General features: G+C 53.2%; 24 protein-coding genes and 2 tRNA genes. 14 read left to right on the top strand and 12 right to left on the bottom strand.

Annotation, left to right across the window (positions count from 1 at the left end; genetic code table 11):
• Positions 1-104 precede the first annotated feature (104 nt).
• Genes RDO88_RS01790 through RDO88_RS01780 form a run of 3 tightly spaced genes read left to right on the top strand, consistent with a single transcriptional unit; the run spans position 105 to position 1,434 of the window.
• Positions 105-482, top strand: a complete 378-nt coding sequence (locus RDO88_RS01790; RefSeq protein WP_307757726.1) for a VOC family protein — start codon at positions 105-107, stop codon at positions 480-482.
• A 32-nt stretch (positions 483-514) separates the two neighbouring features.
• Positions 515-700, top strand: coding sequence for a hypothetical protein (locus RDO88_RS01785; RefSeq protein WP_021847527.1), 186 nt, complete (start codon positions 515-517; stop codon positions 698-700).
• The gene (locus RDO88_RS01780) at positions 697-1,434 is read left to right on the top strand and encodes a methyltransferase domain-containing protein (protein WP_307757725.1); all 738 of its coding nucleotides are present in this window, start codon (positions 697-699) and stop codon (positions 1,432-1,434) included. The genes RDO88_RS01785 and RDO88_RS01780 overlap by 4 nt, the downstream gene beginning before the upstream one ends.
• A 1-nt stretch (position 1,435) precedes the next feature.
• Here the strand turns inward: RDO88_RS01780 and RDO88_RS01775 are convergent, their stop codons facing one another.
• From RDO88_RS01775 to feoB, 5 genes are all read right to left on the bottom strand, one after another.
• On the bottom strand, positions 1,436-1,975 hold the full coding sequence (locus RDO88_RS01775; RefSeq protein ID WP_307757724.1) for a redoxin family protein: 540 nt from the start codon (positions 1,973-1,975) through the stop codon (positions 1,436-1,438).
• A gap of 72 nt (positions 1,976-2,047) precedes the next feature.
• Positions 2,048-2,875 (bottom strand): ion transporter, encoded by an 828-nt coding sequence (locus RDO88_RS01770; protein WP_307757723.1) that lies wholly within the window; start codon positions 2,873-2,875, stop codon positions 2,048-2,050.
• Positions 2,876-3,582: 707 nt separating this feature from the next.
• Positions 3,583-3,654: transfer RNA gene (locus tag RDO88_RS01765), tRNA-Cys, on the bottom strand.
• 69 nt (positions 3,655-3,723) lie between these two features.
• Positions 3,724-3,918: a hypothetical protein gene (locus RDO88_RS01760; RefSeq protein WP_021847523.1), complete on the bottom strand. Its 195-nt coding sequence runs from the start codon at positions 3,916-3,918 to the stop codon at positions 3,724-3,726.
• Positions 3,915-6,386 (bottom strand): ferrous iron transport protein B, encoded by a 2,472-nt coding sequence (gene feoB, locus RDO88_RS01755; protein ID WP_307757722.1) that lies wholly within the window; start codon positions 6,384-6,386, stop codon positions 3,915-3,917. Before feoB ends, RDO88_RS01760 begins: the two co-directional genes overlap by 4 nt.
• Positions 6,387-6,698: 312 nt before the next feature.
• Between feoB and tilS the strand changes: the two genes are divergently transcribed.
• A complete protein-coding gene (gene tilS / locus RDO88_RS01750) occupies positions 6,699-7,976 on the top strand; it encodes a tRNA lysidine(34) synthetase TilS (protein ID WP_307757721.1) in 1,278 nt (425 codons plus the stop codon).
• Here the strand turns inward: tilS and RDO88_RS01745 are convergent.
• Complete coding sequence (locus RDO88_RS01745; protein WP_307757720.1) at positions 7,966-8,799, bottom strand: 4Fe-4S binding protein; 834 nt, start codon at positions 8,797-8,799, stop codon at positions 7,966-7,968. The genes tilS and RDO88_RS01745 overlap by 11 nt on opposite strands.
• 229 nt (positions 8,800-9,028) lie before the next feature.
• Between RDO88_RS01745 and rho the strand changes: the two genes are divergently transcribed.
• The 6 genes from rho (at position 9,029) to RDO88_RS01715 (ending at position 16,458) form a co-directional block, all read left to right on the top strand.
• Entirely contained in the window at positions 9,029-11,059 is a 2,031-nt protein-coding gene (rho, locus tag RDO88_RS01740; protein ID WP_307757719.1) for a transcription termination factor Rho, read from the top strand.
• 47 nt (positions 11,060-11,106) lie between these two features.
• Positions 11,107-12,432: a signal recognition particle protein gene (gene ffh / locus RDO88_RS01735; protein WP_307757718.1), complete on the top strand. Its 1,326-nt coding sequence runs from the start codon at positions 11,107-11,109 to the stop codon at positions 12,430-12,432.
• A gap of 615 nt (positions 12,433-13,047) precedes the next feature.
• A complete protein-coding gene (gene folD, locus RDO88_RS01730) occupies positions 13,048-13,932 on the top strand; it encodes a bifunctional methylenetetrahydrofolate dehydrogenase/methenyltetrahydrofolate cyclohydrolase FolD (protein WP_307757717.1) in 885 nt (294 codons plus the stop codon).
• Between the two features lie 25 nt (positions 13,933-13,957).
• Entirely contained in the window at positions 13,958-15,049 is a 1,092-nt protein-coding gene (locus tag RDO88_RS01725) for a CapA family protein (protein WP_307757716.1), read from the top strand.
• Between the two features lie 90 nt (positions 15,050-15,139).
• A tRNA-His gene (locus RDO88_RS01720) sits at positions 15,140-15,213 on the top strand.
• A 69-nt stretch (positions 15,214-15,282) separates the two neighbouring features.
• Positions 15,283-16,458 (top strand): MFS transporter, encoded by a 1,176-nt coding sequence (locus RDO88_RS01715; protein ID WP_307757715.1) that lies wholly within the window; start codon positions 15,283-15,285, stop codon positions 16,456-16,458.
• Positions 16,459-16,557: 99 nt separating this feature from the next.
• Here the strand turns inward: RDO88_RS01715 and RDO88_RS01710 are convergent, their stop codons facing one another.
• From RDO88_RS01710 to RDO88_RS01700, 3 genes are all read right to left on the bottom strand, one after another.
• Positions 16,558-16,758: a helix-turn-helix transcriptional regulator gene (locus RDO88_RS01710; protein WP_021847514.1), complete on the bottom strand. Its 201-nt coding sequence runs from the start codon at positions 16,756-16,758 to the stop codon at positions 16,558-16,560.
• The gene (locus tag RDO88_RS01705) at positions 16,751-17,170 is read right to left on the bottom strand and encodes a hypothetical protein (protein ID WP_307757714.1); all 420 of its coding nucleotides are present in this window, start codon (positions 17,168-17,170) and stop codon (positions 16,751-16,753) included. The genes RDO88_RS01710 and RDO88_RS01705 overlap by 8 nt, the downstream gene beginning before the upstream one ends.
• A gap of 150 nt (positions 17,171-17,320) precedes the next feature.
• Positions 17,321-18,373, bottom strand: a complete 1,053-nt coding sequence (locus tag RDO88_RS01700) for a PfkB family carbohydrate kinase (protein ID WP_374043882.1) — start codon at positions 18,371-18,373, stop codon at positions 17,321-17,323.
• A 277-nt stretch (positions 18,374-18,650) separates the two neighbouring features.
• Between RDO88_RS01700 and RDO88_RS01695 the strand changes: the two genes are divergently transcribed.
• Positions 18,651-20,120: a Na+/H+ antiporter NhaC family protein gene (locus RDO88_RS01695; RefSeq protein WP_307757712.1), complete on the top strand. Its 1,470-nt coding sequence runs from the start codon at positions 18,651-18,653 to the stop codon at positions 20,118-20,120.
• Positions 20,121-20,163: 43 nt separating this feature from the next.
• On the opposite strand, the gene RDO88_RS01690 is transcribed toward RDO88_RS01695, so the two are convergent.
• Positions 20,164-20,991, bottom strand: a complete 828-nt coding sequence (locus RDO88_RS01690) for an alpha/beta hydrolase-fold protein (RefSeq protein ID WP_307757711.1) — start codon at positions 20,989-20,991, stop codon at positions 20,164-20,166.
• A 79-nt stretch (positions 20,992-21,070) separates the two neighbouring features.
• Between RDO88_RS01690 and RDO88_RS01685 the strand changes: the two genes are divergently transcribed.
• The gene (locus RDO88_RS01685; protein WP_307757710.1) at positions 21,071-22,375 is read left to right on the top strand and encodes a CNNM domain-containing protein; all 1,305 of its coding nucleotides are present in this window, start codon (positions 21,071-21,073) and stop codon (positions 22,373-22,375) included.
• 83 nt (positions 22,376-22,458) lie between these two features.
• On the opposite strand, the gene RDO88_RS01680 is transcribed toward RDO88_RS01685, so the two are convergent.
• Positions 22,459-23,058: an OmpH family outer membrane protein gene (locus RDO88_RS01680; RefSeq protein WP_307757709.1), complete on the bottom strand. Its 600-nt coding sequence runs from the start codon at positions 23,056-23,058 to the stop codon at positions 22,459-22,461.
• Positions 23,059-23,090: 32 nt separating this feature from the next.
• Positions 23,091-23,324, bottom strand: coding sequence for a hypothetical protein (locus tag RDO88_RS01675; protein ID WP_307757708.1), 234 nt, complete (start codon positions 23,322-23,324; stop codon positions 23,091-23,093).
• Between the two features lie 198 nt (positions 23,325-23,522).
• On the opposite strand from RDO88_RS01675, the gene RDO88_RS01670 reads away from it, so the two are divergent.
• Positions 23,523-24,980, top strand: coding sequence for a beta-Ala-His dipeptidase (locus tag RDO88_RS01670; RefSeq protein ID WP_307757707.1), 1,458 nt, complete (start codon positions 23,523-23,525; stop codon positions 24,978-24,980).
• Between the two features lie 22 nt (positions 24,981-25,002).
• On the top strand, positions 25,003-26,085 hold the full coding sequence (locus RDO88_RS01665) for an endonuclease/exonuclease/phosphatase family protein (RefSeq protein ID WP_307757706.1): 1,083 nt from the start codon (positions 25,003-25,005) through the stop codon (positions 26,083-26,085).
• The last annotated feature ends 157 nt before the right edge of the window (positions 26,086-26,242 follow it).

The raw sequence follows: 26,242 nt of genomic DNA, 5'->3' as shown, positions 1-26,242 counted from the left end.
CAGATTATCACAGATTGTTTCAATCATCCATTAATCATTATCTGTGATAATCTGAGTAATCTGTGGTGATCCATACCCCAACAAATCATTATTCAAAACCAATTATGGAAATCAAAAGCAAATTCGACCACTTTAATATCAACGTAACCAACCTCGAACGCAGCATCGCGTTCTACGAGAAAGCCTTAGGACTGAAGGAGGATCATCGCAAGGAAGCAGCCGACGGCTCGTTCACCCTGGTCTATCTGACTGACGAATGCAGCCCCTTCCTGCTGGAGCTCACCTGCCTGAAAGACCATACCCAGCCCTACGAACTGGGTGAAAACGAAAGCCACCTGTGCTTCCGCATCAGCGGTGACTACGATGCCGTCCGCCAGTATCACAAAGAGAATGGCTGGGTATGCTTCGAGAACGAAGCCATGGGGCTGTACTTCATCAACGACCCCGATGACTACTGGATTGAAATTCTGCCTGCCCGATAATCCGCATTCCTCACCTGTAAACTGTAAAACCTATGAGTATAGAAGAAGCCATGATGGGCGGCATCGTCTTCAAAGGGAAAAAGGAAAAGCCCAAAGGCGAAGCCAAAGTGAAAACCAAAGCCAAAAAGAAAACCTATATTACCGGCCTCCACAATTCGGGAGCCGCCAAAATGAAAGCCGAAATCCGCCGCAAGCGCGCCAACAGACATAAGAAATGATATACACCGACCTGCTGACAACCGACAAAGACCCGATGGGAACAGCCATCCTTGACTACTTGGAACATGGACGAGCCGACAAGCTGCGCGTATTCTCTTCCCAGTTCGACGAAGACGAGATACCGGTCCGCACCCTGTTCCGCACCGAAAAGCTGATGGCCCCGCTGGAGCGGACAGCCCTGCAACTCGCTGCCGGCCACATCCTCGATGTAGGTGCCGGAAGCGGTTGCCACAGCCTGGCCCTGCAAGCGGCCGGCAAGGAAGTGGAAGCCATCGACATCTCCCCGCTATCGGTAGAAGCCATGCGCAGACGCGGTGTAAAGCAAGCCACACAGGCCAATCTCTTCAACGAAAGTTTTTGCGGTTCCTACGACACCCTCCTTATGCTGATGAACGGCTCCGGCATCATCGGGCGACTGGAGAACCTGCCCGCCTTCTTCCGGAAAGCCAAGCAACTGTTGCGCCCCGGAGGCAGCATCCTGATGGATTCCAGCGACCTGCGATACCTGTATGAAGACGAAGACGGAAGTTTCGTCATCGACATTGCAGGCGACTACTACGGCGAAGTGGATTTCAGGATGCAGTACAAGGATATCATAGGCAATCCGTTCGACTGGCTCTACATCGACTTCCAGACCCTTTCCCTCTACGCCGCACAAAACGGCTTCGAAGCCGAACTGGTAAAGGAAGGAAAACATTACGACTACCTGGCCCGGCTTCGCCCGAAAGCTTGAATCACTCTTCGGCCAGCATCGCGTCTATCTTTTCGACCAGCCGCTGGAATTCTTCCGGATTGTACAGACGGGTCAGCATAACGATTTTCCCGTCGCGGTCTATCAGCACATTGCGGGTAATGCCTGCCTGTCGTTGCGCATAGAGGGCAAAGACATCGGCCCCCGGATCCAGAGCCAGCGGATAGGTCACTTTGGTAGCCTTGCCGAAAGCAATGACTTTCTCCAAAGGCTCGTCGCGGTCGATGCCCATCAGATAAAAGTACTTGTTGTCCTTGTGCTTCTGCCAGATATCCTTCTCGATAAACGGCATCTCCTTGCGGCATACGCCACACCAGCTGGCCGTGAACTGGAGCATCACCACCTTGCCACGCAGGCTGGACAGTTTCACGCTCTGCCCGTCCGTGAGCTTTACTGTAAAGTCGGGAGCCTGTTCACCCACCTTGACAATATAACCATTGGCGTCAGCCTGTTTTTCCTGAGCATTGCCTGCCAGAGCAATCATTGCCAGCAGACAGAAAAAGAATAGATTCAGTCGTTTCATGTTGTTTCGAGTTTATAAAATTGTCACATTCGCAAAGATACACTTTAATCTGATTCGGGCAAAAAAGGACCGTCATTCTGACTCCGACGAAGATTTCTTCTCTTCCTTTTTCTTCTTATCCAAAAGCATGCTCATGAAAGCCGAGCTGATAATACCCGTAGGAATGGCAATCATCGCTATGCCTATCAAGCTGATAATGCTGCTCAGAAGCCTGCCCAATGCCGTGATGGGATAGATATCTCCATAGCCCACCGTCGTAAAAGCCACGATGGCCCACCAGAATCCATCACCTATATTGGCAAAGGCTTCCGGCTGTGCTCCCCGTTCAATGTAATACATCAATATCCCCGAAAAGCCCAACATAATGCCGCAGGCCGTATAGGCAGTGATCAGTTCCTCCTTTACCGTCTTGAGCACCGTACCTATCAACTGGAAAGAACGTGAATAACGGATCAGTTTGAATATAATCAGGATATAGGCCAGCACCACCAGATGTACGTGCGGACTCTCCTGATAGAGATAAATGACCACAAACGGAAAGACCGCCACAAAGTCGATGATGCCATAGAAGGAGAACAGATAACGCAGACGGGCTTTCCAGGCATGCTTGCAATCGACATACTGGACAGGAGCCGCTATAATCCTCAAGATATATTCGATCGTAAAGACAAACGAAGCCAGGTAATTGAACGAATACAGCCAGCTACGGTAGGGCGCCGACTCTGCAAACGAACCATATACGATGGAAATGATTGAACCGATAATAAAGAACAGCACAAAGTACTGAAACCATTTCTTCATCAACTGACGATGAATGGTCCTATAAACTTTTTCATGACGAATCAGTTGAGGAATCCTCCCATGCAAAGGGTTCAGGTCCAAGTGTGGCCGGGTATTCATATTCATTTCGGTTTATAACATTGAGAATTACAAAAATAGGGAATAAAACAGGAACAAACAAATCCCGTTCCCGGTTTCTTGTTTCGGTTTCTTGCTTCTACCCAAAAAGTTCCCCGCCCACCATTGCAGAAGAAGCGTTATTCAGCCGGCGCAATTTTTCCAACGTCGCTCCGTTGCGTTCCAAAGAGTAGAACAAAGACGATTTTCCGATATAAAAGAAATAATCATCCGCCCACCCCAAATATTTTGCATTCTCTCCTTCCCTGTCCACGGCGTCCGCTCCACTGTAAAGTCATAATATTCAACAAAACATTCATTACTTTCTTCATTTACACAGACAGTCTCTTATTCCTGGTTTGAACCCCAAGGCCCTTATGTTTCAAACATAAGGGGGGAATGTTTCAAACATAAGGCCTCTATGTTTCAAACCTTCCCAAAACAACCACCAAACAGACGATTGGAGGTATCCCTCATGCCTAAATCAAAAGAATTTACATTTTACATGAAATATTACCGAGATAAACAGATTCTATCAGGAGGGCTACAATTGGGAGATTTATGAGTTACCGATCTACAAACGGTCTACATTTACACAAAAACATCAGATAGGCGAAAGAACATCAGAAAAGGTAAGAAGGCTAACTATCAGACAGTCAACAAACAAAAAAGCCCCGCCTTTTTAAAGGCAGGGCTTCTATTGGATTTCGAGGTACCTGGCGGATTCGAACCGCCGTACACGGTTTTGCAGACCGCTGACTAAGCCACTCATCCAAGGTACCAAGATCGATTTGCAAGGGGTTACTTCCCGATTGCGGATGCAAAGGTAGTACAATTTTTCTAATTACCAACTATCCGCAGCATTTTTTCTTCATTTCTTTTTTCACGGCCGCCGAAGGACAACCGCCCGAACACCCGCAAGAACATCCGCTACAAGGATTTTCCCCTTTCCGCGAACGGCGGAAAAAGGAACGGATGCTCTTTACGATGCTCCACAGGCACAGCAGTACGATCAGGGCTACCGCCCAATGTTGCCAGTCGGTCATACAAACAATCCTCCTATCTGATAAACGGCAAAGGACATGATCCATGCCAATATAGTGGTATAGGCAGCCGCAAATGCCGCCCACTTCCAGCCGCCCGCCTCCTGCCTGATGGCGGCCAGCGTAGCCACACACGGGAAATAAAGCAGGATGAAAACCATATAGCCATAAGCTACCAGCGGCGTGATGGGCAACCGTTGGGCCAGGGTCGTCTCATCGGCTTCGGCATCATCGGCATAGAGTACACCCAGCGAACTGACCACCAGTTCCTTAGCTCCCACTCCCGACAGGATGCCGATACCCAGCTTCCAGTCGAAGCCCAATGGTTCGATAGCCGGCTCGATGGCCTTGCCAATGCGGCCGATATAGGAATTCTCCTGTTGCTGCGCCAGGTCCATCGACTCGGAAGGACGTGGATAATAACCCAGCACCCAAATGATGATGGAGGCTACCATGATGACACCACCCATCTTGCGCAGGTATTGTGCACCCTTCTCCCACGTGTGGCGGAAGATAGCTTTCGAAGTAGGCATGCGGTAGGGGGGCAGCTCCATGACGAACGGCGTGTCGTCGCCCTTCACAAGGAAGCGGCTGAAGAGACGCGCCATGACCACGGCCAGGATGATGCCCAAGCTATAAATGCTCAGCAACACCAGGCTGGCATGATGGGGGAAGAAGACGCCTACCAGCAACAGATAGATGGGCAGGCGCGCACTGCACGACATCAAGGGATTGATGAGGATGGTCACCAGCCGGCTCTTGCGGTTCTCGATGGTGCGCGAAGCCAATACGGCAGGCACATTGCATCCGAAGCCCATAATCAGGGGAATGAACGACTTGCCGTGCAAGCCCATCTTGTGCATTATTTTGTCCATGATGAAGGCTGCACGGGCCATGTACCCCGAATCCTCCATCAGCGAAATGAACAGATAGAGTATCAGGATGTTGGGCAGGAAAACAATGACGCCTCCCACGCCGCCGATGATACCGTCGATGAGCAAATCCTTCAACGGCCCTTCGGCCATGTTGTTGCTGATGAAGGTTCCGATGACGTTCACCAGGCTCTCAATCCAGTCCTGCGGGTAGGCTCCCAGCACGAAAGTCACTTCGAACATCAGGAACATGAAGAGGAAAAAGATGGGAAATCCCCAGACGCGGTGGGTCACGATGGCGTCTATCACGCGTGTCATGCGCTCCTTGTCCTGATGGTTGTCCACGAACGTCTCGCGAAGGGCACCCGAGATGAAGCCATACTTGGCGTCGGTGATGGCCTGCTCGCTGTCCTCGTTCATCACCTCGCGGATGCGCTGCTTCTCGCGGTCGCGCACCTCCAATATCTTGTCGCCGTTGGGCAGGGTCTTCACCATGCCCTCCAGGTCCTTGTCGTTCTCCAGCAACTTGATGGAAAGAAAACGGGTGGAGTATTTGTGACGGATGTTTTCGTTTTCGCTGATGACCAGCTTCACCGCATCAATGCTGCGCTCCAGTTCGGGGCCGTGGTTGATGTGGATGTGGCGGAAGAAGCCGCGCGGATGCTCCTCCTCTTCCTGATGGGTGCCGAAAGCGTGGTCGGGCACATATTCCTTGTGCCACTGGCGGAAGTCTTCGAGGATTTCGGCGCGCACCTTTCCCTTCTTGTCGAGGAAGTCGCCTCCCTCGTAAAGGGTGATGATGACGTGGAAAAGGTTTTCCACGCCGCGGCCCGTACGGCTCACGGTGGGCAGCATCGGCACGCCGAAGAGTTCGCCCAGCTTCACGTAATCCAGCGTATTGCCGCTGGCCTCCAGCTCGTCGTACATGTTCAGAGCCACCACCATGCGGACGTTCATGTCTATCAGCTGGGTGGTCAGGTAGAGGTTGCGCTCCAGGTTGGAGGCATCGACCACGTTGATGATGATGTCCGGCGTCTGGTCGATGATGTGGCGGCGGACGTAGATTTCCTCGGGCGAATAGGCCGAAAGCGAATACGTGCCCGGCAGGTCGACAATGCGGAAGCGGTAGCCCTGGAAGTCGAAGAAGCCTTCCTTGGCATCGACCGTCACGCCGCTGTAGTTACCCACATGCTCGTGTGCCCCCGAAGCGATGTTGAAGAGCGATGTCTTGCCACAATTCGGATTGCCCACCAGCGCCACGTTGATGGTGCGGCGCTTGTCGCGCGCCAGCGTTCTCATTTCGTCCTCGGTCAGGCGGATGTCTTCCTCCAGTCCTTTGTGATAGCCGGGCTGCACGTTGTGTTCCCTCGCCTCCTGTTCGCTGATGACCTCAATCATGTCGGCCTCCTGGCGGCGCAGGGAGATTTCGTAACCCATCACTTTGTATTTCACAGGGTCGCGCAAAGGCGCGTTGAGCAGCACCTCCACCGTCTTGCCCTTGATGAAGCCCATCTCCACAATGCGCTTGCGGAAACCTCCGTGGCCCATCACCTTGACAATCACGCCTTTCTCGCCGGTATTCAATTCGGATAAACGCATAGTATTTGCCTTTCTCTATGATTTTTCGGATGCAAAGATACGAGATATGCCGACAACCCGCAAGCAATTTAGAATGTTTTTAAATAACAAGGCGTAAGAAACTGATAGCAACCCCCGTCCGCATCGCACTACGTGCCATTTCGGAAAGCAATGTTTTCAAAGGGAGAAAGCAATGCTTTAAAGGTTGCAAAGCAGTGCTTTCCGAAGGAATACTGACCTGCTAATAAAACAACGGCACCTCGGAAATAAAAAAGCCCGAAAACGTTGTTTTCGTCTTTTGTATTTCTCTTGGTTTATACTACCTTTGCAGGTATGGAAAAGAAGAAAGTTGCCCAATACATTGCCCAAGAACGTCTGCTGGAAGCAGGCGGCAAAGTCATCGTGGCCCTGAGCGGCGGTGCCGACTCCGTGGCCCTCCTGTTCCTGCTGACGGAGCTGGGTTATGCATGCGAGGCGGCGCATTGCAACTTCCACCTGCGCGGCGAGGAATCCGACCGCGACGAGCAATTCGTCCGCCGCCTGTGCGAGGAGCGGCACGTCGCCCTGCACGTTGTCCACTTCGACACCACCCAACACGCCGCCAACCGGCACATCTCCATCGAAATGGCCGCGCGCGAGCTGCGCTACCAGTGGTTCGAGACCCTCCGTCAGGAGCTGGGAGCCGACGCTGTAGCCGTGGCCCATCATGCCGACGACAGCGTGGAGACCTTCCTGCTCAACCTGATGCGGGGCACGGGCATCAACGGTTTGCGGGGCATCCGCCCACGCAACGGCCGCATCGTCCGCCCCCTGCTTTGCCTGACGCGCGATGACATCCTGCACTACCTCGACCGCCAAGGCCAGTCGTACGTCACCGACAGTACCAACCTGCAGGACGAATACACGCGCAACAAGATACGCCTGAACCTCCTGCCCCTGATGCAGGAAATCAACCCGTCCGTCCGACGGAGCATTCTCCGTACGGCCGCCCACTTGGACGAAGCCGCCACCTTATATAATATAAGTATAGCCGAAGCCAGGGAAAGGGTGCTCTGCCCCGAAGGCATCCGCATAACCGCCCTGCTGAAAGAAGCAGAGCCACAGGCGCTGCTCCATGAAATCCTCCACCCGCTGGGCTTCAACGAAGCGCAGACGGACGACATCTTCCGCTCGCTCGAAAGGCAGGCAGGCAAAGCCTTCGAATCGGAAGGCTGGTTGGTGGTGAAGGACCGCGACCTGCTGCTGATGCAAGACAAGCAAACCATGAACCGCCCGCCCCGACTGGAAATGACGGAAGTGGAGCTGACGTCTGACTTCGTCATCCCCCGCGACCGGCTGACCGCCTGTTTCGACACCGCCAAGCTGCACCACGCACTGACCCTGCGTCTGTGGCAGACGGGCGACACGTTCGTGCCCTTCGGCATGAAAGGACGCAAAAAAGTAAGCGATTATCTGACCGACCGCAAATTCTCCCTCCTGCAAAAACAACGCCAATGGGTGTTGTGTTGCGGCGAAGACATCGCCTGGCTGGTGGGCGAACGGACAGACAACCGCTTTCGGGTGGACGAACACACACGCAAAGTGACGCTCGTCCGTATGGTCAAAGAATGATACGATTTTCCTTCGGACGCTGGAAGCAGTCGTGCAACAAAGCAGCGAAGGGTGTATCGAACGTGCGTGCCTTCTGGGGGCACCCCTTCACGCAGGCACAACAACGGATGCATTTCTCGGCATTCGTCACGCACTCCTCCCCTTTCACAATGGCGCCTGCAGGACAACGCTTCACGCACAAGCCGCAATGTGTACAGAGTTTCTCGTCCACCTGAGGCGTGCGAGGCATGGGCACACCGCTCTTGCGCAATTTTATCACCCGACGCAGGAAACGGAACAAAGGTAAGAAGGGCTGCTTCGGCCGCTGAATCTTCTGCACGTCCACGCCATACAGATGCTCTGCATCGGCGGCATTCGACAGCTTAATACGCACCTTGGCACCAAACTCTTCGGCAAACTTCAGGTCGTCGTCATCGGGACGGCCGGCCGCAATGGGGTAACGGTCGCTGCTGTACGAATGCTCACCCACAAACGTGCCACCGGCAATCACCTTGAAACCCAATCCGCTAACAAAAGCATCCAACTCCGTCAAAGCCTTCTCGTAGGCACGGTTGCCATAAACCATAACTATCACGGCCGGCGTACCGTCGGCGCGGAGGTCTTTCATCCGCTCCAAAGCCAGGGGAGCCACATGGCCGCCATATACAGGTACCGTTATCACCGCCAGCACATCAGATCCAAACTCCTTCTGCTCAGGCGTCTGCAAGGTCATATCTACAAAAGAAACATCGGCAATACCCATGCCGCGAACAATCGCCTCGCCTATCTGTTTGGAAGTATGCGTCGGCGAAAAAGTAATCAGATTAATAGCATTAACTGTCATAACTTCACTTTTACTGAAGCAAAGATAAGTGATTCCGCTCAAAAAACAGACCTTTTTATAGGAAAGCTGAAAAATAATCATTACCTTTGCGCCGTTGAAACACTTCAATAAAACAACATCCCATTTATAATTACAGATTTCAAAACAACGGCGGTTTCAGTCTTAATTGTCGGCAACGGCTGCGTTAAGCTATCAACCACCTCCTTAAAAATAAATCATACACGCATATATGTATAACATTATTCAACTGAACGACAAAAGTTTGTCGGAACTCCAAAGTATTGCGCAAGAATTAGGTATCAAGAAGACCGATTCGCTGAAGAAAGAAGAACTGGTCTATAAGATTCTCGATGAACAGGCCATTGTAGGAGCCACCAAGAAAGTGGCTGCCGAAAAGCAGAAGGAAGAGCGCAAGAACGAACGTCAGAAGCGGTCGCGCGTGACCATTAAAAAAGAAAACGTAGACAAAGTATTCTCGGCAGACAAAAACGGCGAGCTGACCAAACCCAACCCGAAAGAAGCTCCCAAAATAGAAGAAAAGAACATCATCCCCGCCCCTCAACCGGCAACCGACAGCGCAGCCGAAACGGCCCAGGCACAGGAAGCAGAAGCCGCTCCGAAGCGCAAGCCGGGACGCCCTCGCAAGAATAAGGCGGAAGAGGCCAAGGCACAGGCTGATACAGCCGCTCAGGAGGAAGTAAAGGAAACTCCCGAAGCTGCTCCGAAAGCCGAAGAAGAAAAGAAGGCACCGGCCGAAATCGTTGAGGAAAAAGAAGAAAGCCCGATTCTGGCTGCCTCGAACGACGACTTCATTCCCATCGAAGACCTGCCTACCGACAAGGTGGAACTCCCCTCCGAACTGATTGGAAAATTCGAAGCAACCCGCGTGGAAGTACCTGTCATGCCAACCCCTGCCCAACAGAAACAACAGCGCCAGCGCATCCGCCGCGACAAAAACAACGGAAACGGCAACAACAATCCGAACAACAATAATAACAACCAGAATAACAACCAGAACAACAACCAGCCCCAGCGCCAGCCTGCGGCCCAACAGCGTGCCGCCCAGCCCAACAACCAGGCAGCCGTAACCCAGCCGCAACCCGAGAACAAACCGGCCGAACGCGAAAAGGCTTACGACTTCGACGACATCCTGAACGGCACCGGCGTACTGGAAATCATGCCCGACGGTTACGGATTCCTCCGCTCGTCGGACTACAACTACCTCTCCTCGCCCGACGACATCTATGTATCGCAGTCGCAAATCAAGCTCTTCGGCCTGAAGACAGGCGACGTGGTCGACGGTGTTATCCGCCCGCCCAAGGAAGGAGAAAAATACTTCCCGCTGGTGAAGGTATCCAAAATCAACGGCCGTGACCCGGCTTTCGTGCGTGACCGCGTTCCCTTCGAACACCTCACACCGCTCTTCCCCGACGAAAAGTTCAAGCTTTGCAAAGGCGGATACAGCGACTCGCTCTCGGCTCGTGTGGTAGACCTCTTCGCCCCCATCGGCAAAGGCCAGCGCGCCCTCATCGTGGCACAGCCCAAGACCGGTAAGACCATCCTGATGAAGGACATTGCCAACGCCATCGCAGCCAACCACCCCGAGGTATATATGATTATGCTGCTCATCGACGAGCGCCCTGAAGAAGTGACCGACATGGCCCGCACCGTCAACGCCGAGGTTATCGCCTCGACCTTCGACGAACCGGCTGAACGCCACGTAAAGATTGCCGGCATCGTGCTGGAAAAAGCCAAGCGCATGGTAGAATGTGGTCACGACGTTGTCATCTTCCTCGACTCTATCACCCGTCTGGCCCGCGCCTACAACACCGTTTCGCCCGCATCAGGCAAGGTATTGTCAGGTGGTGTGGATGCCAACGCACTGCACAAGCCCAAACGTTTCTTCGGTGCCGCCCGCAACATCGAAGGCGGCGGTTCGCTCACCATCCTGGCTACGGCTCTGATTGATACCGGCTCCAAGATGGACGAAGTGATCTTCGAGGAATTCAAGGGTACGGGTAACATGGAGCTCCAGCTCGACCGCAACCTGGCCAACAAGCGCATCTTCCCCGCCGTCAACATCGTCGCTTCGAGCACACGCCGCGACGACCTGCTGCAAGACAAGCAGACGTTGGACCGCATGTGGATTCTGCGCAAGTACCTGGCCGACATGAACGCCCTCGAGGCCATGGACTTCGTGAAGGACCGTTTGGAAAAGACCAAAGACAACGACGAGTTCCTCATGAGCATGAACAGCTGAGAATAATGAACCCTTTACAATGAACCATAGATAATTGATAATACCATATGTTCGATAACTTAAGCGAACGGCTCGAACGGTCGTTCAAGATATTGAAAGGTGAAGGCAAAATCACCGAAATCAACGTGGCCGAAACCCTGAAAGACGTGCGCAAAGCCCTGCTCGACGCCGACGTCAACTACAAGGTGGCCAAAAACTTTACCGATACCGTCAAGGCCAAGGCCATAGGACAGAACGTGCTCACCGCCGTCAAGCCCAGCCAGCTGATGGTGAAGATTGTCCACGACGAGCTGACCCAGCTGATGGGTGGCGAAACCGCCGAAATCGACCTGAGCGGCAAGCCGTCGGTCATCCTGATGTCGGGTCTGCAAGGTTCGGGTAAGACGACCTTCTCCGGCAAGCTGGCCCGCATGCTCAAGACGAAGAAGAACCGTAAGCCGCTGCTCGTGGCCTGCGACGTCTACCGCCCCGCCGCCATCGAACAGCTGCGCGTGCTGGCCGAACAGATTGACGTGCCCATGTACTGCGAGATGGACAGCAAAGATCCTGTGAAGATTGCCCAGAACGCCATCCAGGAAGCCAAGGCCAAAGGTTACGACCTCGTTATCGTCGATACCGCCGGTCGTCTGGCCGTGGACGAGGAGATGATGAACGAGATTGCCGCCATCAAGCAGGCCATCAATCCCAACGAAATCCTCTTCGTGGTCGATGCCATGACCGGTCAGGATGCCGTGAACACGGCCAAGGAATTCAACGACCGCCTGGACTTCAACGGCGTGGTACTGACCAAGCTCGACGGTGACACCCGTGGCGGTGCGGCCCTCTCCATCCGCTCGGTGGTGAACAAGCCCATCAAGTTTGTGGGTACCGGCGAGAAGCTCGATGCCGTCGACCAGTTCCACCCCAGCCGTATGGCCGACCGTATCCTGGGTATGGGTGACATCGTGTCGCTGGTAGAGCGTGCGCAGGAGCAGTACGACGAGGAAGAAGCCAAACGCCTGCAGAAGAAGATTCAGAAGAACCAGTTCGACTTCAACGACTTCATGAGCCAGATCCAGCAAATCAAGAAGATGGGTAACCTGAAGGAGCTGGCCTCCATGATACCGGGTGTAGGCAAGGCTATCAAGGACATCGACATCGACGACAACGCCTTCAAGAGCATCGAAGCCATCATCAACTCCATGACACCGAAGGAGCGCACCAACCCCGAAATACTGAACGGCTCGCGCCGCCAGCGCATCGCCAAGGGTAGCGGTACGAACATCCAGGAGGTGAACCGCCTGCTGAAGCAGTTCGACCAGACCCGCAAGATGATGAAGATGGTGACGGGCAGCAAGATGGGCAAGATGATGATGCCGAAGTTGAAGAAATGATACATACCGCTTCGTAGCGTCACGCCGCCGTAAAAGTACGGAGACGGACGACCGAACATCCGACGAACGCAGACGATGACAGCCTGGAAAGGCGCATCGCCTGCGTTTGTCTTTTCATATCCGTATATACAAGATAATCAGCAACATCGTTTTCCTCACCCTGTTTCATAAACGGGGAAAGACTTTCTCTCCCTGAGGGAAAGGTCTTCCCTTTAAAAGGGAAAGGCTTTCTCCTTTAAAGGGAAAAGCTTTCCCCTAGCGGGGGAACAGGGGTAAAAAAGCCCCGCCTGCCGACAGACGCCGCCCGCAACCGGAGTATCGGCGCAACATTCTCCCTACTCCCTCCCCCGCTCCGGGCAAAGCAAAGCGAATGCCACCCTTCCCTTTCGGGCAGGAACCGTCAGCTGAAAAACTCCGTTCTCGCTGACGCTTCTCTCCGTTTACCCCATTATTGGATTAGACAGGATGCGGTTCGGGATAATCAAATTGAAAAACTTATTTTTCATTTGTTTCTGCGCTCACCTTTCACTATCTTTGTAAGCAAACAAGGGATTGTCCCCATGAAGAACAAGAACCTGAAAAACAAATTATGAACCTTCAATAAAAAAAGAAACTATGACACTGATAGACGGAAAAGCTATTTCAGAACAAGTGAAGCAGGAGATTGCTGCCGAAGTGGCGGAAATCGTGGCTCGCGGAGGCAAGCGCCCCCACCTGGCCGCCATCCTGGTGGGACACGACGGCGGTAGCGAGACCTACGTGGCCGCCAAGGTAAAGGCCTGCGAAGTATGCGGCTTCAAGTCGAGCCTCATCCGCTACGAGGCCGACGTGACCGAAGAAGAACTGCTGGCCAAGGTGCGCGAACTGAACAACGACCCCGACGTGGACGGCTTCATCGTGCAGCTCCCCCTGCCCAAGCACATCTCCGAACAGAAAGTTATCGAAACCATCGACTACCGCAAGGACGTGGACGGCTTCCACCCCATCAACGTGGGACGCCTCTCCATCGGCCTGCCCTGCTACGTGTCGGCCACGCCGAACGGCATCCTCGAACTGCTGAAGCGCTACAACATCGACACGAAGGGCAAGAAATGCGTCATCCTGGGCCGCAGCAACATCGTGGGCAAGCCGATGGCCATGCTGATGATGCAGAAAGCCTGTCCGGGCGACGCCACCGTCACCGTATGCCACAGCCGCAGCCGCGACCTGGTGAAGGAATGCCAGGAGGCCGACATCATCATCGCCGCCATGGGCCAGCCCAACTTCGTGAAGGCCGAAATGGTAAAGGAAGGCGCCGTCGTGATTGACGTAGGCACCACCCGCGTGCCCGACGCCACCAAGAAATCGGGCTTCAAGCTGACGGGCGACGTGAAGTTCGACGAAGTGGCCCCCAAGTGCTCGTTCATCACTCCCGTACCGGGCGGCGTAGGTCCCATGACCATCGTCTCGCTGATGAAGAACACCCTGCTGGCCGGCAAGAAAGCCGTGTACAACGACTGACCCACCTTCCAAACCCTGAAAGGCAATGAAGACGTGGGCGCTCCTTACCTTATTCCTTTATAGCGTAATCCTCTCCGCACAGGAGCGGATTACGCTGTTGTTTGTGGGCGACCTGATGCAGCATCAGGCGCAGATAGATGCCGCACGCACACCGCAGGGTACCTACGACTACACGCCCTGCTTCTCCCTCGTCGGCCCGCAGATACAGGCGGCCGACATCGCCGTCGGCAATCTGGAAGTGACGCTGGGCGGACGTCCCTACACGGGCTATCCCGCCTTCAGTGCCCCCGACGAATACCTCCATGCCATCCGCGATGCCGGCTTCGATGTCCTGCTCACCGCCAACAACCACTGCCTGGACCGCGGGCAGAAAGGGCTGGAGCGCACGCTCCACCTGCTCGACTCCCTGCAGATACCTTCGGCCGGGACCTATCGCGACTCCACCGACCGCCACCACCGCTATCCGCTGCTCCTGCAGAAGAACGGTTTCCGCATCGCCCTGCTGAACTACACCTACGGCACCAACGGACTGCGCGTCAAGGCTCCCAACCAAGTGAACTACCTGGACCGCCGCCAGATGCTGAAAGACATCCACACCGCCCAAGCCTGGCGCCCCGACGTCCTCATCGCCTGCCTGCACTGGGGCAACGAATACCAGCAGCTGCCCAGCCGCGAACAGCAGGAGTGGGCCGACTGGCTGTTTGCCCAGGGCGTGGACCACATCATCGGCAGCCATCCGCACGTGGTGCAGCCCATGGAGGTGCGCACCGACAGCCTCAGCGGCGACCGTCATCTGCTGGTCTACTCGCTGGGCAACTACCTCTCCAACATGAGCGCCCGCCACACCGACGGCGGTGCCGTCGTCAGCCTGACCCTGGAGAAAACTTCTCCGACGGCTGTCTCAGGCCCCCGCACCCGGCTGGCTTCCTGCAGTTACGACCTTGTATGGACAGGCCGCCCCGCACTGACCGGAAAAAAGAATTTCATTCTCTATCCCGTCACCACTCCGGCAGACAGTCTGGCCCCGGCAGCCCGTAACCGGCTGAAAATCTTTACAGAAAACACCCGCAAGCTGTTTACCAGGCACAACAAGGGAATCGGCGAGCAAACAAAATGATGCAGAAAAACAAAAAATATTTCCCGAAAGTTTTGCCAGTTCAAATATAATCCATATCTTTGCACCGCATTTAGGAAATGCACTAACATGGTGGCTGTAGTTCAGTTGGTTAGAGCGTCAGATTGTGGTTCTGAATGTCGTGGGTTCGAGTCCCATCTGCCACCCACTAGTGGTAATCCTCATAAGCGAAAGCTTATGGGGATTTTCTTTTTATAAGCAGTTACAACATCCGCATGAAACAGGAATTGAAAGAAAACGGCGGCCTCCCCGCCCATATCCTCTGGACCCTTGCCATCGTGGCAGGTGTGTCTGTAGCCAACATCTACTACAACCAGCCCCTGCTCAACCTGATACGGCAGGAACTGGGCATCACGGAGTTCAGCGCCAATCTCATCGCCATGATCACGCAGGTGGGCTATGCGCTGGGACTGCTACTCATCATCCCGCTGGGCGACCTCTATCCGCGCAAGAAAATCATTCTGGCCAACTTCGCCCTGCTCATCTGCTCCCTGCTGACGATGGCCGTCAGCAAGGACATCCATGTCATCTGGGCCGCGTCGCTGCTCACGGGTATAGGTTCCATGATTCCCCAAATCTTCGTGCCCATCGCCTCCGTCTTCTCCCGCCCGGAGAACAAGGGGCGCAACGTGGGTATCGTCATCTCGGGTCTGCTGACGGGCATCCTGGCCTCACGCGTGGTCAGCGGCTACGTCGGCGAACTGCTGGGCTGGCGCGAGATGTACTACATAGCCGCCGGCATGATGGTGGTGTGTGCCGTGGTGGTGCTCAAGGTACTGCCCGACATCCGCCCCACCTTCAGCGGACGGTATTCCGACCTGATGAAATCGCTTTTCCGGCTGGTGAGAGACTATCCCGAACTGCGCATCTATTCCATCCGCTCCGCCCTGGCCTTCGGCTCCATGCTGGGCATGTGGTCGTGCCTGGCCTTCAAGATGGGCGGCGCACCGTTCTATGCCGACAGCGACGTTATCGGCTTCCTGGGCCTGTGTGGCGTGGCCGGCGCCCTGACGGCCTCGTTCGTGGGCAGCTGGGTGAAGAAGGTGGGCGTACGCAATTTCAACTACATCGGGTGCGGGCTCATCCTCCTGTCCTGGTGCTGCTTCTACTTCGGGCAGAACAGCTTCGCCGCCATCGTGGCAGGCATCCTGCTGATAGACATCGGCATGCAGTGCATCCAGCTCAGCAACCAGACGAGCATCTTCCACCTCTGCCCGTCGGCCTCCAACCGCCTGAACACCATCTTCATGACCACCTACTTCATCGGCGGCTCGCTGGGTACCTTCCTGGCCGGCAGCTGCTGGGAGTTGTGGGGCTGGGGCGGCGTATCGGCCGTGGCTTCCCTGCTGACACTGATTTCACTGGGCATCACGGTGGTGACGCAAAAGTAAAAAAACAATGGGGCTGCATCAACAACATGACAGAATGGTTCGCATTCTCTCTTATTTTTTGATACAGCCCCACAAATGTATAGAAGTCGGGCAAAGCAATCAGTCACCTTCCTCGAGCTGGAAGACCGTTTCGACCGGCTGACCGAAGACTTTCGCTATCTTGAGTGCCAATACCGTAGAAGGAACATACTTCTTGGTCTCGATGGCATTGATGGTCTGACGGCTCACTCCCACCGCCTCGGCCAGTTGTTGCTGCGTCATCTGATGGATGGCGCGCTGCACGCGCAAGGTATTATTCATGATTCTCCTTTCTGAAACGCCAAAGTTTCCAATGAAAAAATACAAGAAATAAAATCAATACGGTAAACATGTTGACAGCCATAAAGTTGAGATATGGCATTCCGTAAATGCAAAGTGTCACTCCAATCAGAATCAAGTAATTGCACACAACGGCCATCGTCCAGGCCTGCATGCGCAGATGGGCAATGCATTCGTCCTCATCCTTCTCACGCGAGAAGGAAGCCAGCAACAAACTAACAGCAAGACCGATCACAACAAGTTCGTCAAAACAGTCCCTCATCCCTATTTGGGACAAGAAAGCATCCATCCACGATCCATTAGACAAGAGATAAAGACCTCCCAACACAAAAGGAATGCCCAACCACAATCCTACTTTCTTGCAGGAGGGCGACAAAAGATAATCGGTTTTCATATCATAATGGTTTTAAAGATTACGATGCAAATATATAGCAAACATTACAATAAAACAAGTATCCTTGATAAAAAGTAATGTTTACTTTACATTTATTCTGAATTTACCGAGTCTTTTCCCTCTGCACGCTTCAGACTCATCACCCCGACTTTATCTAGAAACACGCCCCGAGGTGTTGCCCTGCATGAGGCTTTCCACCTCTTCGACGGTCACCAGATTGAAGTCGCCATAGACGGTATTCTTTAGAGCCGATGCCGCCAGGGCAAAATCAAGCCCCTTCTGCGCATCGTCGGGATAGGCCAGCAGGCCATAAATCAGGCCGCCCACAAAGGCATCGCCTGCCCCCACACGATCTACTTCGTGGTCGATGTCATAGATACCGGTATGATAGAACTGCCCGTCGGACAAGAGTACGGCGGCCAGCAGATTGTGGTTGGAGGTAATGGAATTGCGCAACTCCAGAAACATCTTCCGGCAGCGGGGTACACACTTGCTTACCTGACGCATAAAATCTTCGAAAGCCGGCAGGCTAGCTTCAAACGAACAGTCGGACGCCGTCGTTGCCTTGAAGCCGACAGGTTCCAGCCCCATAATTTCGCGATATTCGGGTTCGGCCGCAAAAAGCACGTCACTGTACTGTACCAGCGGCATCATCACTTCGGCTGCCGTCCGCCCGTAGTTCCACAACTTCTTGCGGAAGTTCAGGTCGCACGAGATGGTGAGCCCCATGCGGTCGGCCACCTCCAATGCCTCCCGGCAGGCATCCGCCCCCTCCTGTGAAAGGGCTGCCGCAATGCCCGACCAGTGGAACCAACCGGCACCATCGAACACCCGCTCCCAGTCGATCATACCCGGCCGGAGAGTGGCAAAAGCCGAATCTTCGCGATCGTACACCACGTTCGAGTTACGGAAAGCCGCACCCGGCTCCAGAAAATAAATGCCCATACGCTTGCCACCGAACACTATGCCTTCCGTACCCAGTCCTCCGGCACGCAACGAAGCGATGCAGGCACGGGCAATGGCGTTGTCGGGCAGACGCGTCACAAACTCGGTAGGTATCCCGAAGTGAGCCAACGAAAGAGCCACATTCGCCTCACTGCCACCGTAGGTCGCGACAAATTCGCCTGCCTGCGCAAAACGCTTGAAACCGGGCGTTGTAAGCCGCAGCATCACTTCACCAAAAGTTACCACTTTCTTTTCCATATTCTGATTCTTGCTTAGCATAAATATTCCTTTTCTCTTACAGGTCGTATTTTAATGCTGCGAAAGTACTAATTTGATGGAAAAAAACACAGAATCCATAAGAAAAAGTCCTGGTAAGCCCCCATTATAAGGCATAAATATACACGAAAGCATCCATGCCAGCCGAATAATCCGAATCAATTTTATATTTTTATGCAATACAATATGCGTTTATGCAAGAATATCCACAAAATGTCGTATCTTTGCGGCCGAATTTAGAAACTGAATAACTCAAAGAATGGATTCAACGAAGAAAATCCCGTCTCCCCTTGTCTCCCTCCTGCCCATCGTGTTGCTGGCAGGAATGCTGTTTGCCACCATCCACACTTTCGGAAGCGATGCCTTGGGCGGAGGCAGCCAAATCTCCCTATTGGTAACTACAGCCTGCTGTGCCTTCATCGGCATGACGTTCTATCGCATTCCCTGGAAAGATTTCGAACGGGCCATCACCAACAACATTGCAGGTGTATCCAGCGCCCTGCTCATCCTGCTCATCATCGGCGCCTTGAGCGGCATCTGGATGGTCAGCGGAGTGGTGCCTACCTTAATATATTATGGCATGCAGATTATCCATCCCGATTTCTTTCTGGCTTCGACCTGCCTTATCTGTGCCCTTGTCTCGGTGATGACAGGCAGTTCGTGGACCACCATCGCCACCATCGGCATTGCTCTGATGGGCATCGGCAAGGCACAGGGTTTTCATGAAGGCTGGATAGCAGGTGCCATTATTTCGGGAGCCTATTTCGGCGACAAGGTTTCACCGTTGTCCGACACCACCGTACTGGCCTCTTCGGTCACCGAAACCCCGCTGTTCACCCATATCCGTTATCTGATGATCACCACCGTCCCCTCACTGCTTATAGCCCTGATTCTGTTCACCGTGATGGGACTGACACACGAAGGCGGAAGTACCATACAGGAAATGGCATCCTTTGCCACCACGCTGGAGGGAAAATTCAACATCACCCCCTGGCTGTTGCTCGTTCCCATCGTCACAGGTATCCTGATAGCCCGCAAAGTACTCTCCATCGTCACATTGGCCATCTCAACTCTGCTGGCCTGTGCGGCCGCCCTTATCTTCCAGCCCGACCTGCTGCGTGAAGTAGCCGGTGAAGGTGGCGGCCTGTTCAAGGGTACCATGATGACCTGCTACGGCAGTACCAGCCTGCAGACCGACAACGCGATGCTGACCGAGCTGGTAGCTACGCGGGGTATGTCGGGCATGATGAATACCGTCTGGCTCATTCTCTGTGCCATGTGTTTCGGCGGCGCCATGACAGCCGGCGGCATGCTGGGCAGTATCACCTCCGTATGCGTGCGTTTCATCAAGAACCGTGTCAGTACAGTGGCTTCGACAGTGTTCTCCGGCCTCTTCCTGAACATCGCCACGGCCGACCAGTACATCAGCATCATCCTGCTGGGCAACATGTTCGGCGACATCTACAAGAGGCAGGGGTACGAAAGCCGTCTGCTGAGCCGCACGACCGAAGATGCGGTCACCGTCACTTCCGTCCTGATACCCTGGAATACCTGCGGCTTGACGCAGGCCACCATCCTGAGTGTACCGACGCTGACCTATCTGCCGTTCTGTTTCTTCAACTACATCAGCCCGCTGATGAGTATTCTGGTGGCTGCTACAGGTTACAAAATAGTAAAGGCCGTACCTACTACCGGACGGCCTGAGGAAAAGAAAACTCCGACAAAATAAATTTCGGGATATCTTAAAAACGGTTCAAAGGATTTGCAACCGATTATTTCTGTTTTGAAAAGAATTTCTCGAAGAACAAGATCTGATAGTCAATGGAATTATTCCAGTAAACAATGTTATGCGATCCCGGGCGGGTTATAAAATCATGATCAATGCCCCGCTCCAGCAATTTTTGATGCAGCGCCTTGTTTACTTCCAGAAAGAAGTCGCCTTCACCGCAATCGACGATGATGGCCAGGTCACCGTTCTGTATCTTGTCTATCTGGGTGATGACGGTGTGTTCGTCCCAGCGCTTCCTGTTAGCGGCAAACTCGCCCAACTGCTTGCTCATATCCCAATTCTGTGGGAAAGGACGGATGTCAACGCCCCCGCTGGTACTTCCGGCCGCACCAAAAACATCCTTATGGCGGATAGCGTTCCATAGCGCACCGTGCCCGCCCATACTAAGTCCTGCAATGGCACGTCCTTGGCGGTCGGCTTCCGTAGCATAATGGGTATCGGTGTACTTCACCAACTCATCCGACACAAACGTTTCATAGCGGTAGGCAGGATTCAGCGGGCTGTCCCAATACCAGCTGTTCTTACCGTCGGGGCAAACAAAGATGATGCCTTTCTCGTCGGCAATGCGGGGCAATTCAGGCTTTATCGTAATCCACGACTTTGCATTTCCTCCATGGCCATGGAGCAGATAAATTACAGGACAAGCCTGTCCGCAATTGCCCGCCGCCTTGTCGGGTACCACATAAACCACTTTCACTTCCGTGTTCATAGCCTCGCTGCGTACCATTACCGTATCCACCCGCGCAGCCTGCACGCCCATTGCAACAAAGAGCAACAGAAGAATAGCCAGAATGTTCTTTTTTCCCGTCATAATCAAATGTTCTAAAATAAAAAATGAATTATTTGCGTCAAATTTACTATGTTTGTAGCAGAAACACTTCAACTATTATATGGAATTTTTTATTATTCTACTTTTATTGGTATTGAACGGCATTTTTGCCATGTATGAAATCGCACTTGTCTCTTCCAGCAAAGCCCGTCTGGAAACACTCGTAAGCAAAGGCAACAAACGGGCCAAAGGGGTACTGAAACAACTGGAAGAACCCGAAAAATTTCTCTCCACTATTCAGATAGGCATCACGCTCATCGGTATCGTATCGGGTGCATACGGTGGAGCCAACATCGCCGACGACCTCGTTCCGCTGTTTGCCATGATACCCGGCGCGGAAGCCTACGCCGCAAACCTGGCGATGATAACCACCGTAGCTGTCATTACTTATCTGTCATTGATCATTGGTGAATTGGTTCCCAAGACCATCGCCATGAACAATCCCGAAAAATGGGCCACCCGCCTCAGCCCCTTCATGATTGTGCTCAGTAAGGTTTCCTATCCGTTCGTCTGCCTGCTCAGTGCCTCCACCCGACTGACCAACCGCCTTATCGGCATGGAAAACAGCGAAGAGCGGCAAATGACCCAGGACGAACTGAAGATGATCTTGCACCAAAGCTCCGAGCAGGGTATCATCGACAAGGATGAAACCGAAATGCTGAAAGACGTGTTCCGCTTCTCGGACAAACGGGCCAACGACCTGATGACTTATCGGCGCGACATCGTCGTGCTGCATCCGACAGACACGCCCGAACAGGTACTGAAAACCATCCGCGAACAGCACTTCAGCAAATATCTGCTGACTGATAAAGGTATGGAAGACATCATTGGAGTCGTATCCGTAAAAGACATTATCCTGATGATGGGCAACACAGAACATACTTTCGACCTGCGCAGCATCGCCCGCCCCGCACAGTTCATCCCCGAGAGCCTTTATGCCAAAAAGGTACTGGAAATCTTCAAAAAGAACAAAAACAAGTTTGGTGTGGTCGTCGACGAATATGGCAATATGCAAGGTATCATCACCCTGCACGACCTGACCGAGAGCATCTTCGGAGACATTCTGGAGGAGAACGAAACAGAGGAACAGGATATCGTGACACGCCAGGACGGATCGTTACTGGTAGAAGCCTCCATGACACTGGACGACTTTATGGACGCTATGGGCATCTTGGACTACGATGACCTGAAAGAAGAAGACTTCACCACTCTGAGCGGACTGGCCATGTTCCTCGTGGGTCGTGTACCAAAGGCCGGTGACCTCTTTACCTACAAGAATCTGCACTTCGAAATTGTCGATATGGACCGCGGGCGTGTGGACAAGCTTCTGGTCACCAAAGACGAAGAACCGGAGGAAGACATCTGATCTGGTCATACCTGCCTACAGAAAAGGGGCGGCTCCAAACTTGGGCCGCCCCTTTCCCGTTATGCTCGTTTTATCGAAATGTCTTATTTCTTGGCCGGTGAAGAATAGCGTGCATTCAGGCCATCCAGAATTTCCTTGGTAATGTTGTAAGCACTGTCGGCATACAGCAGATTGTCGAAACCTGTATTGCTGATAATCAAGCTATAGCCTTTCGTCTTGTTATATTCCTTCAAGAAAGAATTGATGGAGTCGCGCAACTGGAGGCTGTTCTTTTCGTTCTCGCTCATCAGCTCAGCCTGCAATTTGTTGCTCAATGCCTGCAAGTCCTGCTCCAGTTTGACAATACGATTGTATTCCGACTGGGTTCTTTCAGGTGAAAGATAAGCGTTGTTCTGAACTTTAGTCTGGAATTCCTGTTTCTGTTTCTCCAGTTCCGTAGCCTTCTGGTTCAGCGTCAGACGAACATTCTCGCTCTTCTTTACCATGGCTTCGTTCAGATCGATACAGAAATAGTATTTAGCCAACAGCGTGTCTATCTCTACATAAGCAATCTTCATGCCTGACAGGCCAGCCTGGGCAGGAGCGCTTACCGATGGATTGTTTGTATTGCCGGCGCATTGGGAAAACAAAACGACAAGGGCCAAAGCAGCAAAACCCTTCAGGAGGTAATTCAATCTCTTCATAATCTTGAGTAAAATATTATTTTTAGAATTAATTAGTTAGCACTTTCATTTAAGGCTTTTTCCAGTTCATCAATGGAGAAACGAGGCTTCTTCTGCGCAGCCCTGTCTTGCGACTGCACACACCCGATACCTTTCTTCCGAAGGGCTTTGTTGCCGCTGACATGCCCGTTGGGGAACTTGCCTCCTTTTACAAAAAAGACCTTTACACCCAATAAGAGTATGCAAATAGCAACTATTAACAAAGTTATCAGTATAGTCTCGAGCATTTCCATTAATTTTGTGGGTGCAAATATAGGGCTTTGCAAGGACTATGCCACCGTTTTTACCTGAAAAAAAGAAGATGGGGTAGGCAAATGGTTATCAATTTAACCATATTTAGCAATACAATATCCGAGCCAGAAGCCTCTTGATTGAAAAAAGTGCCGCAAGGCCGTAGAGCTGTATTTCATACAAAGTTATATTATATGGAAAAGAAAGAATTGAAACCTACCGGCGTATTCCACTATTTTGAGGAAATCTGCCAAGTACCGCGTCCCTCCAAACACGAGGAAAAGATTGTTGCCTATCTGAAGGAGTTCGGCAAGAAACATCAGCTGGAAACCCTCTCGGATGAAGTGGGCAACGTCCTGATAAAAAAAGCTGCCACCCCCGGCATGGAAAACCGCAAGACCGTGGTGCTGCAATCGCACGTCGACATGGTCTGCGAAAAGAACAATGACGTACAACACGATTTCATGACCGACCCCATCCAGACCGTCATCGACGGCGAATGGCTGAAAGCTCAGGGAACGACGCTGGGAGCCGACAACGGTATCGGTGTAGCCACCGAACTGGCCATCCTGGCAGACGATACCATTGAGCACGGCCCGCTGGAATGTCTGTTCACCATCGACGAAGAGACAGGACTGACCGGTGCCTTTGCCCTGAAAGAAGGATTTATGAACGGCGACATCCTGCTGAACCTCGACTCGGAAGACGAAGGCGAACTCTTCATCGGCTGTGCGGGAGGAGTAGACTCGGTAGCCGAATTCTCTTATCAGGAAACGGACGTTCCTGCCGGCTATTTCTGTTGCAAGATTCAGGTAAAAGGATTGAAGGGCGGCCACTCGGGCGGAGACATCCACCTGGGACTGGGCAACGCCAATAAAATACTGACCCGCTTCCTGAGCCAGGCAGCAGCCAAATATGACATGTATCTGTGCGAGATAGACGGAGGAAACCTGCGCAACGCCATTGCCCGCGAAGCCCATGCCGTCATCGCCATCCCCGAAGCCGACAAGCATGCCCTGCGTGCCGACCTCAATGTCTTCGCCTCCGAAGTCCAGGCCGAATACAATGTCATCGACCCCGACCTGCAACTGGTGATGGAGTCGGAGAATTTCCAAGCCAAAGCCATCGACCGCGATACAACCCGCCGACTCCTGCAAGCGCTCTATGCCTGCCCGCACGGCGTATTCGCCATGAGCCAGGATATTCCCGGGCTGGTAGAAACGTCGACCAACCTGGCTTCCGTCAAGATGAAGCCCAACCACATCATCCGCATCGAAACCAGCCAGCGCAGCTCCACCGCCTCGTCCAAGCAGGACATTGCCAACATGGTACGCACCGTGTTCGAGATGGCCGGTGCCAACGTCACTTTCGGTGACGGCTATCCGGGCTGGAAACCCAATCCGCACTCCGAAATTCTGGAAGTGGCTACCGCCTCCTACAAGCGCCTGTTCGGTGTAGAGGCCAAAGTCAAGGCTATCCATGCCGGCCTGGAATGCGGACTGTTCCTCGACAAGTATCCGTCGCTCGACATGATTTCGTTCGGCCCTACCCTGCAAGGTGTACACTCGCCCGACGAACGCATGCTGATTCCTACCGTACAGAAGTTCTGGGATCACCTGCTGGATATCCTAAAGAACGTACCGGTAAAGTAACCCCCAGCAACCTGCAAGTTCAATGAACATACTTTTGCGGAGATACAGAAACAACGTCAAAGGCCATGCGACCTTTCTCGTTTTCTGTATCTCCGCATTGTTTTTCCTCCCCCTCCCGGTACAGGCACAGAAGAAAGATACGCTGACCTTCCGCGTCGTGAGTTACAATGTGGAGAATCTGTTTGACCCCCGCCACGACTCGCTGAAAAACGACTACGAATTCCTGCCGGAGGCCGCACGACACTGGAACTATACCAAATACAAGAAGAAACTGGATGCCATCGGCCGTACGCTCATCGCGGTAGGAGGATGGACTCCACCCGCCCTGGCAGCCCTTTGTGAGGTGGAGAACGACAGCGTTGTGCACGACCTGACCCGCTACTCCGTCTTGCGCGAAGCCGGATACCGGTATGTCATGACCCGTTCCCAGGACGAGCGCGGCATCGACGTAGCCCTGCTCTACCAGCGCGGCCTCTTCAAGCTTCTGTCCGCCCAAAGCATTCCGGTCGAAAAGCCCCGTGCTTCCGACCGCCCTACCCGCGACATCCTGCATGCCTGCGGACAGCTGCTGAACGGCGATACACTGGACGTATTGGTAGCCCACTTTCCTTCCCGTTCGGGCGGTGCCAAAGAAAGTGAACCCTACCGCCTGCAGGCCGCCCGCCGGCTGAAGCAGACGGCCGACAGCCTCATCGCCCACCGTCAATACCCCCAACTGCTCATCATGGGCGACTTCAACGACTATCCCACCAACCGCTCCATCCAAAAGATTCTGAAGGCCGGGCCTCCTGCGCCTCCTTGCCGCAAAGACCGGCTATATCACCTGCTGGCCCGCAAAGCCCGGGAGAGGAGTTTCGGCAGTTACAAGTATCAGGGAGAATGGGGATTGCTCGACCATCTCATCGTTTCGGGCAACCTGCTGAACCGCGCCGCCCCGATCTCTACCGACGAAGCCCATGCCGACGTAGCCCGCCTGCCCTTCCTGCTAGTTCCCGACAAGAAGTTTGGCGGCCAACAGCCTTTCCGCACTTATCTCGGCCCGCGCTATCTGGGAGGTGTGAGCGACCATCTGCCCGTATGGGCCGAGTTCAGGCTGATTTATTGAAACGCACTCATTTATCAAACGGATTGTTTTCGGTATCTCACGTATTATATGTAACTTTGCCTGCACAGAGAAAAGACGGAATCCATACCCACAAAAAACTAAAACAAAGTAATACAATAAAGCATTCGTCATTACATTTATTTATTAATCATATTCA

Origin of the sequence: uncultured Mediterranea sp. (assembly GCF_902493215.1) — a bacterium.
Lineage (GTDB): Bacteria > Bacteroidota > Bacteroidia > Bacteroidales > Bacteroidaceae > Bacteroides.
This window is presented reverse-complemented; position numbering and strand designations above follow the sequence as displayed.